The following is a 15,251-nucleotide window of genomic DNA, read 5'->3' as shown; positions in this document are numbered from 1 at the left end:
ACTTATTTAATATAAAAATGTCTATTAGAAATCTTTTAATAAAATATAAAAAAATCGTTTTAAAAAAAGTTTAAAACCCTGCCTTAGAACCCATCAACCATAAGCAGTAGATGAGTTCTTCAAAGTTGCTACTCCAACGACAGGGTTCCATATTAACGAGTGAATTAAAGTCCTTCACTTTTTCGCATTTGCATCGGAATCGTTTCACCGGCACCTTTTTCTCTCACTAAAGCAATATCAAACACTTCTTTTAAATGTTTTACAGGGATGATTTTGATTCCTGTTATTTCTTTTAAAATCGATTGCAAATTTTCTTCAGGAATGATTACTGTTTCTGCCCCCGCTTTTTTTGCGGCTTTCACTTTCGCATAAATACCACCGACAGGTTTCACATAACCATGAATACTTATTTCACCGGTCATGGCTACTTTGTTATTTACCGGTAAACGATAAATGGCCGAATAAATTCCTGTTGCCATTGCTATCCCTGCGGAAGGACCGTCTACTGGAATTCCTCCTGGAAAATTCACATGGATATCATATTCATCTGCCGGAACTCCTAATGAACGTAAAACCGTAATTGCATTTTCAATCGATCCGCGTGCCATACTTTTTCTACGAATCGACTTTCCACGATCTCCAATACTTTCCTCATCCACAATTCCAGTAATATTAATCGTTCCTTTTTCTTTAGCTGGAATGACAGTCACTTCAATTTCCAACAATGATCCGGTATTCGGCCCATAAACAGCCAAACCGTTCACATGACCAATCGTTGGTAGAAGACGAACTTTTCGGTCGATTCTCGGTGTCAATTGGCTAGATTGAATGACCCATTCCACTTCTTCATCTTTAATCATCGTACGATTATCATTAATAGCTAAACCAGCAGCAATTTGCACTAAATTAACTGCTTCGCGTCCATTTCTTGCGTATGTTGCAATTAACTGTAAAGCATTATCACTGATATCCAATTGTACTTTGTCCACTGCCCGTTTGGCAACTTGAACAATCTCTTCCGGCTCTAACTCACGGAAAAAAACTTCCATACATCGAGAACGAATAGCAGGAGGGATTTCGCTCGGTGTTCTTGTTGTTGCCCCGATTAAGCGAAAATCCGCAGGCAGTCCATGTTTAAAAATTTCATGAATATGTAAAGGAATTTGTTGATTTTCTTCGCTATAATACGCACTTTCTAAAAATACTTTTCTATCTTCTAAAACCTTTAAAAGCTTATTCATTTGAATTGGATGAAGCTCTCCAATTTCGTCAATAAAAAGGACGCCACCATGGGCATTCGTTACAGCTCCTTGCTTCGGTTGAGGAATTCCTGCTTGTCCCATCGCTCCAGCCCCTTGATAAATCGGATCATGGACAGAGCCAATGAGGGGATCAGCAATTCCTCGCTCGTCAAATCGAGCAGTTGTCGCATCGAGCTCTACAAAAGCGGCCGAATTCGAAAATGGAGATTTCGGATTTTTCTTCGCTTCTTCTAATACTAAACGTGCAGCTGCTGTTTTTCCCACTCCCGGCGGCCCATAAATGATCACATGTTGCGGATTTGGACCACATAGTGCTGCTTTTAAAGCTTTGATTCCGTCTTCTTGACCGACAATATCTTCAAATGAACTTGGTCGGACTTTTTCAGCTAAAGGTTCGGTTAATGAAATGGAACGTAATTTTCTTAAATGATCCATTTCTTTTTTTGATTCACGATCTATCGTAATTTTTTGTGTTCGTTGGTTCTTTAATAAATTCCAAAAATATAAACCGATGACAATACCAAAAAACAATTGAACTACTAAGGCGATTCCTGTCCAATTCAAAGTCATTCCCTCCTATGTCGTCACAGTCTTTTATATATTTGCTAGTATCTCCTGTGATAGGAGGGAATAAACAACATTTCCTAATTAAGAATTTGTAGTTTTCAAAAAAATTTACGAAACCATTTTTAGCCTTTCTCGTATAAATAATCAGGGAGAAAGGGGGAATGATTATGGGCTGGTCGGTTGCACAATATACCGATTTTTCAGGATATCAACTAGAAATTATTTTCTTTTATGTTATTGCTCTTGTACTAGCGATATGGGTCTTTTACAATTCAGACCATTATTTTCATGGTTTCTCTCGTTACATATTAATTGTTCTAACTCTTGTTACCGGACCAATCGGATTAATCGTTTATTTAATATTTAGGAAAAGAGTAATCAATAAATATGGAGAATAATGTCCGTAACGATGAAACTGCATCTCTAAATCGTAGAGATGCAGTTATTTTTTATGCTGAAGTTTTCTTTTCTTTTGTACCTTCATTGTTTTCGTCAAAAACAGTTCCGTCTTTAAGGATTAATTTTGGTGATTTATTTTCCGTAACAGTTTCTTTTGTAATAATACATTTGGAAATGTCATCTCGTGACGGAAGATCATACATAACATCTAGCATGATTCCTTCAATGATAGATCTTAATCCACGAGCACCTGTTTTACGCTCAATCGCTTTTTTTGCAATTTCTTTTAATGCTTCTTGTTCAAATTCAAGTTCTACATTGTCAAGCTCAAGCATTTTTTGATATTGCTTTACAAGAGCATTTTTTGGTTTTGTTAAGATTTCAATTAATGCTTCTTCATCGAGCTGTTCTAAGCTTGCAATCACTGGAAGACGTCCGATAAACTCCGGAATTAAACCGAAACGTAATAAATCTTCCGGCAATACTTTCGAAAGAATTTCTTTTTGATCGATTTCTTTTTCATTTGGATTTGAACCGAAACCGATCACTTTTTGGCCTAGTCTGCGTTTAATGATTTGCTCAATACCATCAAACGCACCACCACAAATAAACAAGATATTCGTAGTGTCAATTTGAATAAACTCTTGGTGAGGGTGTTTTCTTCCCCCTTGTGGAGGAACACTTGCAATCGTACCTTCTAAAATTTTTAATAAAGCTTGCTGCACACCTTCTCCAGAAACGTCTCTAGTAATGGAAGGGTTTTCTGATTTACGCGCAATTTTATCAATTTCATCAATATAAATAATCCCTTTTTCAGCTTTTTCTACATCGTAATCCGCTGCTTGAATCAATTTTAATAAAATATTCTCAACATCCTCACCAACGTAACCCGCTTCTGTTAACGAAGTCGCATCTGCAATGGCAAAAGGAACATTTAAAATTTTTGCTAATGTTTGTGCTAATAACGTTTTACCGCTACCTGTCGGACCAATTAAGCAAATGTTACTTTTCGCAAGTTCCACATCATCAATCTTACTGTTGGAATTAATGCGTTTGTAGTGATTGTACACCGCAACAGCTAAAGACTTTTTCGCTTTTTCTTGTCCAATCACATATTCATCTAATATGTCACGAATTTCACGAGGTTTTGGTACGTCTTTAAACTCAACTTCTTCTTCAGAACCTAATTCTTCTTCCACAATTTCCGTACAAAGCTCTATACATTCGTCACATATATATACACCAGGACCAGCAACAAGTTTTCTAACTTGATCCTGAGTTTTACCACAGAACGAACATTTCAGTTGCCCTTTTTCATCATTAAATTTAAACAATGAACTCACCCCTTTAATTAAGTTTCAAAAAAAATCATTCATGTTGAAAATATGTATTGGATTGTATCATATCTCCCATAGAAAAAGAAAATGATACAACTTACTATCTGTATGTTTCATTATGTACTAAAGAATGTATTCAATGGCCGGTAAAAAATAGAACTATTATGTATGGAAAAAAGCGTAATTGGTATAAAACAAGGCACGAAACAATCGCGCCTTGTTAGTTATATTATTATTATGCAACAGTTTTGCTATTTTCTACAAGTAAATCGATAGCTTTTCGGATCGCTAAATCAGATTTAATTCCGTCTAGGCTTCCTAAAGCTTGTTTAATTTGGTCGACAGACATATTGTACATTTTTGACATATTTTCTAATTCTTTATTAATGTCTTCTTCCGTTACTTCAATGTTTTCTTCTTTTGCAATTGCTTCTAGAGTTAAACTTACTTTTACACGTTTTTTCGCATCTTCTGTCATTTGGTTACGAAGAGCTTCTTCGTCTTGACCAGAGAATTGATAGTAAAGTTCTAAGTTTAACCCTTGCATTTGTAAGCGTTGTTCAAACTCTTGAAGCATACGATCTACTTCGTTTTTAATCATGACTTCTGGAATATCAATTTCCGCATTTTCAGCTGCTTTTTCTACAACTGTGTCGCGAAGATGATGTTCCGCCTCATGTTTTTTATCATGTTCAAGTCGCTCTTTAATTTTTGTTTTTAATTGCTCTAAAGATTCTACTTCTTCGTCTACATCTTTCGCAAATTCATCATCTAATTCAGGAACTTGCTTTGTTTTAATTTCGTGAACTTTCACTTTAAATACAGCTGGCTTACCAGCTAATTCCTTTGCATGATATTCTTCAGGGAATGTAACATTTACATCAAGTTCTGCGCCAGCTTCAGCACCGATTAATTGGTCTTCAAATCCTGGAATGAAAGTACCAGAACCAATTTCTAATGAATAGTTATTAGCTTTTCCACCTTCAAATGCTTCACCGTCAACAAAACCTTCAAAGTCGATAACAACAGTATCGCCGTTTTCAACTTTTCCTTCTTCTTTAACTACTAATTCAGCTTGACGTTCTTGAAGTTTTTTCAATTCGTTTTCAACATCTTCATCTGTTACAGTAGTATCTAAAGGTTCTACTTCTAAACCTTTATATTCGCCTAATTTTACTTCTGGTTTAACTGTTACAGTAGCTTTGAAAATTAGGCTTTTATCTTTTTCCATTTGTTCAATATCGATTTCCGGACGATCAACTGGTTCAATGCCAGCTTCTTCAACTGCATTTGCATATGCATCCGGTAAGATGATATCTAGAGCATCTTGATATAATGCTTCTACCCCAAAGCGTTGTTCAAAAATTGGACGTGGTACTTTTCCTTTACGGAATCCAGGAACGTTTACCTTTTTAACCACTTTTTTAAACGCTGCGTCTAATCCTTTCTTAACTGTTTCAGCATCAACCTCTACAGTAAGAACACCGCGGTTGGCTTCAGTTTTTTCCCATTTTGCAGACATACCGTTTCCCTCCAACAATCTATTTGACAAATGTCAATAATAATTTTAAAAATGTTGGCCTTGTCCATTGTTAACGAATTTGTATGTAATTATACTTACAAGGCATTTTTTACACAGTAACCATTACATTATACCATACGTGTCATATGTTTCAACAATTGTATGTAAGTCAAATATTACTATTTATATCTACCTTTTGAATATAACGGATAACTTCTTCCATTTCTTCCTTGTTACATTGATATTCTTGGGCTATTGATGCCATATCCATGACGTCGTCAAAATATGACTGAGCAATTGCATAAAAAGCTGCCGACCAAGTTTGATGATTATAAGGCAACACTTCAATCGGATAAATATGAAAGAAAAAGCGATCGATAAGAACTAATAAAGATTCAAGTAAAGTTGGATTATCATTTTCCAACTTGCTTCTCAAAATATTTTTGATGGATTTAGCATTCTTATCTTCTTGTAAGGAAAATAATTGATTTGGACAAACTTCTAACGTTTGGCCGTATTTATGTACCGTAATTTTCTTTGAATATTCGTGTTCTCTCAATATATTAAGCAGTACCGTTTTAATGAAAGGTGAGGCTTGTTCATTTGCCAAATAATTTTTTATTTCCTTTATATATGGTTGAATATTTTTATCCGCCAAGGAAGAAACTTGAAGTAATGTTTCTTGAAAATCATCAGTAAAAAGGTCTTTCATTCGATCTTCCGAAGTATTCTCCGTTTGATTCGAGCCCATTCGTTCACTTAATTGGAGCAAATGTTGAAATTGTTGAATCTTTTCGATAGGAATTTCATTTTCTTCAATAAGTGGTCGTAAAAATTGTCCAATTTCTTGATACTCATGCATTTGAAAAAGAATCGATACATACAGTTCAACAGTTTTCACATAATCTCCGATCCCGTTTTTCAGCAACTCATGACATAATTTCTTCGCTTCGGAAAAGTTTCCTTTTTCCATATAAGCAACAATTAACGCAAAATATAATTCTTCATGCTCATACCCTAAATCTTTTGCCTGTTCTAATAAGTTAATGGCATCCGAAAATTGACGAGTTTGTATCGCATCGATCCCTTTATGGAATAGCTTATCTGTTAACCCTGGAATCGGTATCACTTTTCCCTTTTTGTCCATCATAAGCCCCACATCAAGTTTAATATTTTCCAACGACAGTTTAGCATGGTTTCGGAGAAAAAACAAAATTTTTTAGGGGAATTTTGATAAAAATACCCTTTGTAAAGTATTTTCTATTAAAAAATCCCTCTATTAGGCTAATAAACCTATTATAGAGATTAAATATATAAATATTTGTTTACTATGCATTAACGTTACCCGTTCATATAAATATTTTCGTTAACATTGCGAAAATATTTTTTTATTACACCCCCTCCATCATATCTCGTTTCATATATCCTACACATCCGATTACCATTAACATTACACTCACCACAGTTATAACTATGAAAGTTAGTACATCAAATTCTTCGATTGGTAGTTGTGGGAGCCAGCTTAAAACAGCTAAGTTCGACACCCAATCGGGGATGTCAATGATGGCACCGAAGTAGTTGACGGTGAAGCAATAGCCGAGATAAATGTACACAACTTTGCCCCATTTTGGTAACCAGCCAAGTGCTAATCCTGCTAACCCTATCATAAAACAGACATATGGAAAGTAATTAAATCCTGCAGCTATATAATCACTGAATTCCATGGCCGATGGTGATTCCATAACCGACATCGCTGTTCCACCTAGGCTCACTGCAGCTAATAAAATCCCTATGAGACTTGCAAAAATCGCTAATCCGATCGAATTCCAGTAAAGCTGACTGCGTGTCACTTTTGTTGAAAATAACTGACTTAAACGTAACCGTCTTTCTTCATTAAATAATTTATTCACAATAAGAATTGGCAAAATTGTAACTAAAACGATCATGACCAACATAATCGTACCCGTAAATGACTCTTCAATCGTGATGCCTGTGTGCGTAAACATTTCTTTCATTATTTCGTTACTTTCAATAAACGATTGCATATCTCCATATATCGATCCATAAGATGCTCCCATGAAAATAAAGCCAATCATCCATCCAATTATGATTCCCTTATTCAACTTGAAAAATAAGCCCCGAACAGATAGCAATGATTTTTTCGCATACTCTCTTCCTTTTCTTTCAGGAAAGTAACCTGCCCCCATATCTCGATTTCCTTCAAGGGCAAAACCGATGACGGTAACAATAACGAAGAAGATAAGACCAATAATCAAAGGTATCCAGTCATTAGATGTGAATGGATAAGTTAAATATGTCCAACCTAATGGATTCAACTTCGATAAATCAACATTTGAAATATCTGTCCCTGCGCGAATGATAAATAATAAACCTATGAAACTAAAAGTCGAACCTGTCGCACTCGTAGAAGTTGGCATCAGTTGTGCAAAAATGAGTGCTATCCCAGCTCCGATGATCCCTGCCATTCCTATTGACGCTCCAAATAAAAGAGAACCTTCAAAATCGATCGTTTCCACGCCAAAACTTAATAACATTCCACTGATCAATAAAGCAAGGATTATATTAATTACTATTGTTTCCAACATAGTAGCTAATGAGTTAGCTTGACGACCAATATGAAACGAGCGAACAAGCTCTGTTAACCCAAGATCTTCTTCTTTACGCGTATGTCCAATAACATGGAAAACAGACATAGCCATAGCTATTAATCCGCAAAATAACAACATTTCATGAGCATACATCGCACCTAATGTATAGTCTGTAGCGACTTCAATGGGTGTCGGTCCTACGATCGCAATCATGGCCGGATTTTTCATCGTTTCAAACATTCCCACTAATCCTTGCCCTTTTGCGAGTTCTTCAAACGCAGGAACAAACCCTGCAGAAAAAATCCTAATCCCTATAATCCAAATGATGATTTTTTTCCAATCTCGTTTTAAATATTGGCCAAAAAGAATTTCCCAGCGAGCAAATTTTTCCTTCATCGTCTCCTACCTCCTTTACTTAATTTTCGTAATGTCGCATAAACAAATCTTCTAAAGTCGGAGGAACCGCTTCAAATTTTTTCACACCTAATTTTGTCGCAGCTATTAAAATATCATTTAAGTACTTTGGATCGGCAGAGAATGTCGCTTGATTTTCCTTCTGACGAAAATCATAGACCCCAGCTACTTGTTTCAATGCGGCTATATCTTGTTCAGTCTCTAAAGTTACCGTTGTCCTCGTTAAATGACGCAATTCTTCAAGAGTCCCCGTTTCTACTACTTTCCCTTGACGAATGATTACAACCTTATCTGCTAGACGTTCAACTTCGCTCAAAATATGAGAAGATAATAAGATCGCTTTTCCTTGATTTTTTAATTTTTCTACTTCTTCTTGAAAGATTGCTTCCATTAAAGGATCTAATCCTGATGTTGGTTCATCGAAAACATATAAATCAGAATCTGCCGCTAACGCAGAAATCAATGCTACTTTTTGTCGATTTCCTTTCGAATAAGTTTTCGCTTTTTTCTTAGGATCTAATTCAAATCGCTTAATTAATTCATCGCGTTTTTTCTTGTTTCCATTCCCATGTAACTTTAAAAATAAATCAATAATTTCACCCCCCGTTAAATTTCCCCAAAGAGAAACATCTCCAGGAACAAAAGAAATGCGCTTATGAATTTCATAACTTTCTTTCCAAACATCTTTCCCAAAAATTTCTGCATGACCAGCGTCTCTTTTTATCATTCCTAATAAAATTCGGATTGTAGATGATTTACCTGCACCATTTGGGCCAATAAACCCGACAACCTCACCAGCATTTACTGAAAAGGTTACATCTTTTAGTGCTTGAAATTTCCCAAACTTTTTTTGCAAACCGTTTAATTCGATCACTTTTTCCATCCGCCATACACTCCTTAAATAAATAAAAATACTATTATCCGTCATATAGTACATTTTATGATTATAAAAACTAAAATTATGAACTATTTTATTTATTTTAGTTCATAATATATTATAGAGATCTTTCTGTCAATTAAAAATAAAACTATATTTACTTTGATAGTACGTAAGGTTTTTATATAATATTAAGTAAACATCTAAATAGGACTTAATGATAAAGGTAGTGATTATATTTGAACGGATTTGAAAAACGTACGGAAGAAAAGAAAAAGCAAATTTTAAACTCGACTTTTCAATTATTGAATGTAAAAGGTTCGGGAAAAAGTATCACTATGGAGGAAATTGCCGAACATGCCAATGTTGCGAAAACGACACTCTTCAAATATTTCGGGAGTAAAGATAACTTGATTCGTGAAGTGTATAAAAACTTTTTTGAGGAAATGATTGAATCCGCCAAAGCGATTTTGGCAAAAAACAAACCTTTTGAAGAAACAATTCTTGAACTAAGTCAAAATAAAATTCAAGCCTTTAATAAAATTAGTTATCAGTTTTATGTTGATATGATGCAGTTTATTACCGAAAAACAAGATGACGGTCTTTCTTTAATGGTAAGAAAAATTTCTGAAGAAAATCAAAATATTTTATTAGATTTATTCCATCGCGGAAAAAAAGAAGGAAAAGTTGATCTAAAATATTCCGATGAATTTTTAATTCTTTATTTCCGTACACTCATAGAGGGAATGTCCAATCCAGACATTTATCAAAAAATTGCTCACTACACAGAAGAATGGACCGAAATGTTCTTAAAAGGTTTCGCACCTAAAAAATAATCATGGTATTAGACAAACGATACATCTTTTTAAAAATCACGCAAAAAGGTTGTATTGCTTTTCATAGTCAATACAACCTTTTTCGTTTGTAAGTTTAAAATTATATTTCTTTTTTCAAAGAAAAGTATTGTTTTATCTACTTTGTCCATAAACCCACATATCCACTTCATTAGATTACTGACATATTTACTACAGTCTATCATTCATATATGTACAGTATTTTATATAACCTTCCATTTCCGCTAAAATAATGTCTTCTATCCAGTACAATCCATCGTGTGACCATTCCGTTTCAAAGTCTCTCGTATATCCTGTTGAAAAATATTCAGTTATAATAGAATTATAGATAAATTTGGTGATTGATACATATACTACCTTGTTTGTTATTTTTTATTGATTTACAAAAGGAGAAATAATTTATGAAGAAAAAATTAATGATGTTGTTTGTAATAATGATATATATGTTTTCTCTTTCGGTTACTAAAATACATGCAGAAGACCTTCCAACATGTTCTATGACTATTAAATCTGATATTCACACTAAAGATAATCCAGCTTATCCAGATGGTGTTTGTAAAGCAGGAGAGGCTATATGGGGGTACTATGCAGCCAATGTTGATACATTTTATGTTAGTGGATTAATCAACTATGATCTTCCTCCTAATGGAAAAGTATCATATAAGGTATTTATACCTTTAGAAGGTACCGAAGCTTTGTTAACAATTACAACCGTCAAGGTACAAAAACCAAAGCCAAGTGAACCACCGAAACAAGAACAATCAAAGGAAGAAAAACCTAAGCAAGAACAACCGAAACAAGAGAAACCAAAAACACAGCCAAAACAAGAACAACAAAAAAGTGAACAACCGAAAAAAGATTCAAGCAAAACCCAAACATCGAAAACACAGACTTCCACAAACCAGCAACCAAAACAAAGTCAACCAACAACATCTACTTCAACAAACAATGAAACAAAAGAACAATTAAAAATTGATGAAAATGAAACATCCGATTCAAAAGTAGAACTAACCCAAAAAGAAACAGAGAATTCAAAACAAGAGAAAGAAGAGGAAATTGAGCAAGTTTCGGAGGATAATTCTGAGAAATCTGATGAATTAACCTCTAAAGAAGATGACGATCAACCATCTTCTACTGACAAAGAGATGAAAGAATCCGCTACCGATGATATATTATCGGATAAACAAGAAACGAAAGAAATGTCATGGATTGTCTGGATGTTCCTGTTAGCCATTTTGGTTGTAGGAGTGATTGGTGGTTTTTTATTTAAGGACAACATTAAAAAACTTTTTAAGAGAGCCAAATAAAGAAAAGAAATAAGAGCCATGGGCAATCATGGCTCTTTTATAAATTCTGTCAGAAACAAATTTAAAAATCGTACCACTTTTTTTAAAATTCATTTTAATTTTTTGAAATATTTTGTGTATTTATCCGTCTTAATAAACAGAAAATTAATGGGTGGGTTATACATGACGGTTGAAGAAATCTATCAATTGTATTTCCGTGATATATATAAATACTGTTTTATTTCGCTGAGAAATAAACAAGAAGCTGAAGATGTTACTCAAGAAATTTTTATCAAAATCATAAATAAAATTGATCAAATTAATGACTTATCAAAGATAAAACCTTGGATTTTTCAAATGACAAGAAGAAGTATCATTGACCATTTTCGAAAGCAAAAGTTTAAAAAATTTGTATCCGGTGAATTGATCCTACCATTTATTAAATCGAATGAAAAAACCCCGGAAGAGAAATTAGAATTAAATAGCACAAAAGATCTTATCTATCTTTCTATCAAAAAATTAAAACCAAAATATAGAGATGTATTTATACTTCGAGCAATCCACGGTTTATCTGTTAGTGAAACATCCGAAATATTGGAATGTAGTGAAGGAAACGTCAGAGTAAATTATCATCGTGCTGTAAAACAGTTAAAAAGTTACATACAAAAAGAATTAGTAAAGGAGGGGATACAATGAAACTTGACGAAAAAAAAATCATTGAAATTATTCGAAATGATAAGGATTTAGTTCCTTCTGAAGAATTTACTAGAAAAATAGAACAATTCATTCATAATGGGGGGAAACAAAGGAAAACAACATCTAAAAATTGGGCGTATGTTCTCTCCTCCGTAGCGGTCGTGTTATTGCTTTCATTATTGAGCATAAATTACATGTTGAATCGTCCAGAAATTGAAGATAAAAACAACTTATCGGCAGAAAAACAGGAACAATCGGCATTTACCTATCCAGCTGAAAATAACGAAATGGAACAAACATTAAATCAACTAGATAGCACAAGTAGGAAGATCTTTTATTACTTAGCAAGTGGGAAATTTGAGAAAGTGAAAAAAGAATACGGAACAGAATTTACGATAGATGAGAACGATAAAATTATATTTGAAGATATGGATATACCCGATTTAGCAATTACACTACAAATCTTAAAATCTATGGCTCCAATTGTGTTACTAAGTGGTGGGATGGATGAAGAGGGATATTTTTACTTGTATTACTTACTATATTCAGAACGAGAAGGAGAATCTGCCACTCAAATTTTTGTTCAATACGAAAAAAATCAAAATGGAGATTGGATATTAAAAAATTTACGGTTAAATCATTGACATGATAAATAAATTCAAGGAATCGAACGAAAGTAAATGGTACAAGAAGGTGATTGGTTATGTATTTGATTAGTATGCTACTCGTAATAGTCGGAATGGCAATACTCATTACTATTTTATTTCTGCTAATTTATAAACTAATAAAAAATCCCAAAAATTTCATTTCGTGGTTTATCATAATAATATCCATTTTCTTTTTGAGTCTTGCTCTATGGCAAAGTTTCAAGTTTTTCAACATCTTTTAGCAATATTACATTTTGTGTTCATCTTGATTTTACATCACAAAAATAAATCCACTACTATTGTAGTAGATAAAAACTTTCAAGTCCTACTTTTTTCATTAGATAAAAAAGATTTCCGAACCCAAATCGTATAAATAATAACCATAAGCGACCAAATGAAATTACCGATGAAAGGTTGCTGATAGTACGTAAATAGTAAAGTATAACTAATTGCGCCAAATCCAATTGAGTATACAAGCATCATCCAATATCCCCATCGTTTTAAGTGCATATACCCGTAAATTATGATGAGGGAAATGCTAGCTAGAATAATTCTAAACCATTGTTCTGGAAAGTTTGGCAAACCAAATCGATCAGCTATTCCAAATTCGTTAGCATCTGCATTAAAGCCTATGGCTGTAATAATCAATAGTATGGAACCAAAAATATAAAAGTAACTAATGAACGTCACACCTAATGGCCGTTTCATTTCAACACCTCGTTAGATCGGTCGTATTGAAAATTCATACTTAAGTTCTTTTATAATCCCACAAAAATGATGCTACTCCTTTATGTAGATTATCTCATATTTATAAATATCCGTACCTTTAAGTAGATTATGATACAAAAAATTATTTAGCAGTTTCACTAAAACACATTTAAAAAAATGGTCAATAATACAGTAATGATTGATTTTCCTAAAGTTAGGAATTGTTACTATTTTAAAGCTACGTACATCTTTGAAAAAATAAATGCAGGTAAGCTGAAACAGTCTACCTGCATGTAACATGAATAATGGAAATAATGAACACAATCATTGTTCATTTTAACTTTTCAGGATTTTTAATTTTTATAGATACGACTTCACCACATTCTAAGCAAACGGTATAAACTTTCTCTGAACCTATAGCCATTTTTTTATCTAACGGCCGTAAATTGATATGATCCGATGCTTGAATAAATGAATTTCCTCCACAATTACGACAATTCATTTATATTCACCCCCACATTATCATAAACAATGTTATAATATATTTTTGAAATTTTCGGAAATTTCCAGAATAATTATTGTGAAAAATCCCAAAATTTTTTTATTCTCCTGTTTCGGCAAAGCGTTTGATCCTCTTTCCAATTTCGTCACGTATACGCTGAAATTCAGACCAGTCTTTTCCTGCAGGATCATCGAATCCCCAGTGTACCGTTTTCACATGTGGGGGTGTCACTGGACAATGATCTCGGGCGTGGCCGCAAAGGGTAACCACTAATTCCGCTTTGTTTAAAATTTCAGGATCTATAATATCTGATGTTTGGTTTGAAATATCAATCCCAACTTCCTTCATCGCTTTGACTGCATTCGGATTTAGACCGTGTGCCTCAATCCCAGCACTTTTAACTTCCCATTCATTTCCAAGATATTTTTTAGCCCATCCTTCAGCCATCTGACTTCGGCACGAGTTACCTGTACATAAAAAGTAAATAATCTTTTTTGACATAACCATCTCTTGCTCCTTTTAAAAACATAGGTGTCATTCCTATGTAGTTGTATTATGACCTTTACAATATATCATTTCTTCCTAGAAGACAATTTACCCAGCACAACAAGTATTTGCTTCCACTTGTTTTGTATCATAGTCTTCTTTTGTGAAAAAGAACTCCCATTGGTTTCCATCCGGATCAGTAACCCAAAATTTATCTTGTAGGGCATAACAACAAGTAGTATTCATTTCTTCACGTGTGAAAAATCCTTTTTTCTCCAATCTTTTTTTATGGAAAATAACTTCTTCGGCATTTTGGACTTGAAAGCCAAAGTGATTGATTTGATTACCTTTCACTTCGTCTCTTACATTTAACGTAAAATTTAATCCTGGTTCTTCTAATAAAAATTTTGCATAATCTTGTTTTATCTTAACTGGTTTCGTTCCAAACACCTTTTCATAAAACTCGATTGATTTTTCTAAATCAGTTACATTAATCCCCACGTGAACATATTTCATTTTTAATTCCTCCCTCTTTTTATTAAATCAAAAAAAATTGATATATAGATTAAAAAAATTAGCAACAACCTTTATTTGCGCTACTACTTCTTCTAAAGATGCAACAAAGTTCTTCAGAAAGTAAGCCATTTAATTCTTTCTCATTAATATCGTAATAACTCCAAGTTCCTTTTGTTTCTCTAACAATCAAATCCGCATCTAATAAAATTTTTAGGTGGTAAGAAAGTTTTGACTGCGAAATACCGAAAACATCTGTTAAATCACATACACACGTTTGCCCTCTTTGACAAAGTACATACAAAATTTCTAACCTTTTTTCATCGGCTAAAGCTTTAAATTTTTTCTCAAATATTTGAAATGATGGTTTTAATGCTTCCAACTTTACCCTCCTTACATCAATTTTTTTTGATGTAATTATATATTAAGTGAATTTTCAAATTAAAGCAACTAATAAATCAAAAAAAATTGATTTATATAAACACGATCCTAATCTTTAAGTATTTAATCCCTAGAAATTTAAATATTTTTATATAAAAAATTCCAAGGAAACATCCTTCCTTGGAAATCTA

At 33.4% G+C, this 15,251-nt stretch carries 16 protein-coding genes; 5 read left to right on the top strand and 11 right to left on the bottom strand.

Annotation, left to right across the window (positions count from 1 at the left end):
- Positions 1-164 precede the first annotated feature (164 nt).
- A complete protein-coding gene (gene lonB / locus AC3ASS_RS04345; protein WP_488282283.1) occupies positions 165-1,826 on the bottom strand; it encodes an ATP-dependent protease LonB in 1,662 nt (553 codons plus the stop codon).
- A 170-nt stretch (positions 1,827-1,996) separates the two neighbouring features.
- Between lonB and AC3ASS_RS04340 the strand changes: the two genes are divergently transcribed.
- Complete coding sequence (locus AC3ASS_RS04340) at positions 1,997-2,227, top strand: hypothetical protein (protein WP_488282282.1); 231 nt, start codon at positions 1,997-1,999, stop codon at positions 2,225-2,227.
- A gap of 51 nt (positions 2,228-2,278) precedes the next feature.
- On the opposite strand, the gene clpX is transcribed toward AC3ASS_RS04340, so the two are convergent.
- From clpX to AC3ASS_RS04315, 5 genes are all read right to left on the bottom strand, one after another.
- Positions 2,279-3,562: an ATP-dependent protease ATP-binding subunit ClpX gene (gene clpX, locus AC3ASS_RS04335; protein WP_488282281.1), complete on the bottom strand. Its 1,284-nt coding sequence runs from the start codon at positions 3,560-3,562 to the stop codon at positions 2,279-2,281.
- A gap of 238 nt (positions 3,563-3,800) precedes the next feature.
- Entirely contained in the window at positions 3,801-5,087 is a 1,287-nt protein-coding gene (gene tig, locus AC3ASS_RS04330; protein ID WP_488282280.1) for a trigger factor, read from the bottom strand.
- A 169-nt stretch (positions 5,088-5,256) separates the two neighbouring features.
- Positions 5,257-6,234, bottom strand: a complete 978-nt coding sequence (locus tag AC3ASS_RS04325) for a tetratricopeptide repeat protein (protein ID WP_488282279.1) — start codon at positions 6,232-6,234, stop codon at positions 5,257-5,259.
- A 244-nt stretch (positions 6,235-6,478) separates the two neighbouring features.
- A complete protein-coding gene (locus AC3ASS_RS04320; RefSeq protein ID WP_488282278.1) occupies positions 6,479-8,092 on the bottom strand; it encodes an ABC transporter permease in 1,614 nt (537 codons plus the stop codon).
- 19 nt (positions 8,093-8,111) lie between these two features.
- Positions 8,112-8,993: an ABC transporter ATP-binding protein gene (locus AC3ASS_RS04315; RefSeq protein WP_488282277.1), complete on the bottom strand. Its 882-nt coding sequence runs from the start codon at positions 8,991-8,993 to the stop codon at positions 8,112-8,114.
- 233 nt (positions 8,994-9,226) lie between these two features.
- Here AC3ASS_RS04315 and AC3ASS_RS04310 point away from each other — a divergent pair, with 233 nt between their 5' ends.
- The 4 genes from AC3ASS_RS04310 (at position 9,227) to AC3ASS_RS04295 (ending at position 12,467) form a co-directional block, all read left to right on the top strand.
- The gene (locus AC3ASS_RS04310) at positions 9,227-9,823 is read left to right on the top strand and encodes a TetR/AcrR family transcriptional regulator (protein WP_488282276.1); all 597 of its coding nucleotides are present in this window, start codon (positions 9,227-9,229) and stop codon (positions 9,821-9,823) included.
- 419 nt (positions 9,824-10,242) lie between these two features.
- Positions 10,243-11,148 (top strand): hypothetical protein, encoded by a 906-nt coding sequence (locus tag AC3ASS_RS04305; protein WP_488282275.1) that lies wholly within the window; start codon positions 10,243-10,245, stop codon positions 11,146-11,148.
- A 162-nt stretch (positions 11,149-11,310) separates the two neighbouring features.
- Positions 11,311-11,823, top strand: coding sequence for an RNA polymerase sigma factor (locus AC3ASS_RS04300; RefSeq protein ID WP_488282274.1), 513 nt, complete (start codon positions 11,311-11,313; stop codon positions 11,821-11,823).
- Positions 11,820-12,467 (top strand): hypothetical protein, encoded by a 648-nt coding sequence (locus AC3ASS_RS04295; RefSeq protein WP_488282273.1) that lies wholly within the window; start codon positions 11,820-11,822, stop codon positions 12,465-12,467. Before AC3ASS_RS04300 ends, AC3ASS_RS04295 begins: the two co-directional genes overlap by 4 nt.
- Before the next feature lie 321 nt (positions 12,468-12,788).
- On the opposite strand, the gene AC3ASS_RS04290 is transcribed toward AC3ASS_RS04295, so the two are convergent.
- From AC3ASS_RS04290 to AC3ASS_RS04270, 5 genes are all read right to left on the bottom strand, one after another.
- A complete protein-coding gene (locus AC3ASS_RS04290) occupies positions 12,789-13,178 on the bottom strand; it encodes a hypothetical protein (protein WP_488282272.1) in 390 nt (129 codons plus the stop codon).
- Between the two features lie 331 nt (positions 13,179-13,509).
- Positions 13,510-13,680 carry a hypothetical protein gene (locus tag AC3ASS_RS04285; protein WP_488282271.1) on the bottom strand — a complete coding sequence of 57 codons (171 nt, stop codon included), beginning with the start codon at positions 13,678-13,680 and terminating at the stop codon, positions 13,510-13,512.
- 99 nt (positions 13,681-13,779) lie between these two features.
- Positions 13,780-14,181, bottom strand: coding sequence for an arsenate reductase (thioredoxin) (gene arsC / locus AC3ASS_RS04280; RefSeq protein ID WP_488282270.1), 402 nt, complete (start codon positions 14,179-14,181; stop codon positions 13,780-13,782).
- A 93-nt stretch (positions 14,182-14,274) separates the two neighbouring features.
- Positions 14,275-14,682 (bottom strand): ArsI/CadI family heavy metal resistance metalloenzyme, encoded by a 408-nt coding sequence (locus AC3ASS_RS04275; RefSeq protein WP_488282269.1) that lies wholly within the window; start codon positions 14,680-14,682, stop codon positions 14,275-14,277.
- A 58-nt stretch (positions 14,683-14,740) separates the two neighbouring features.
- Entirely contained in the window at positions 14,741-15,061 is a 321-nt protein-coding gene (locus AC3ASS_RS04270) for an ArsR/SmtB family transcription factor (RefSeq protein WP_488282268.1), read from the bottom strand.
- Between the last annotated feature and the right edge of the window lie 190 nt (positions 15,062-15,251).

The organism is Bacillus sp. JST-5 (assembly GCF_057747715.1).
Note: the sequence above shows the minus strand (reverse complement) of the source record. Positions and strands in the feature narration are given on the sequence as shown.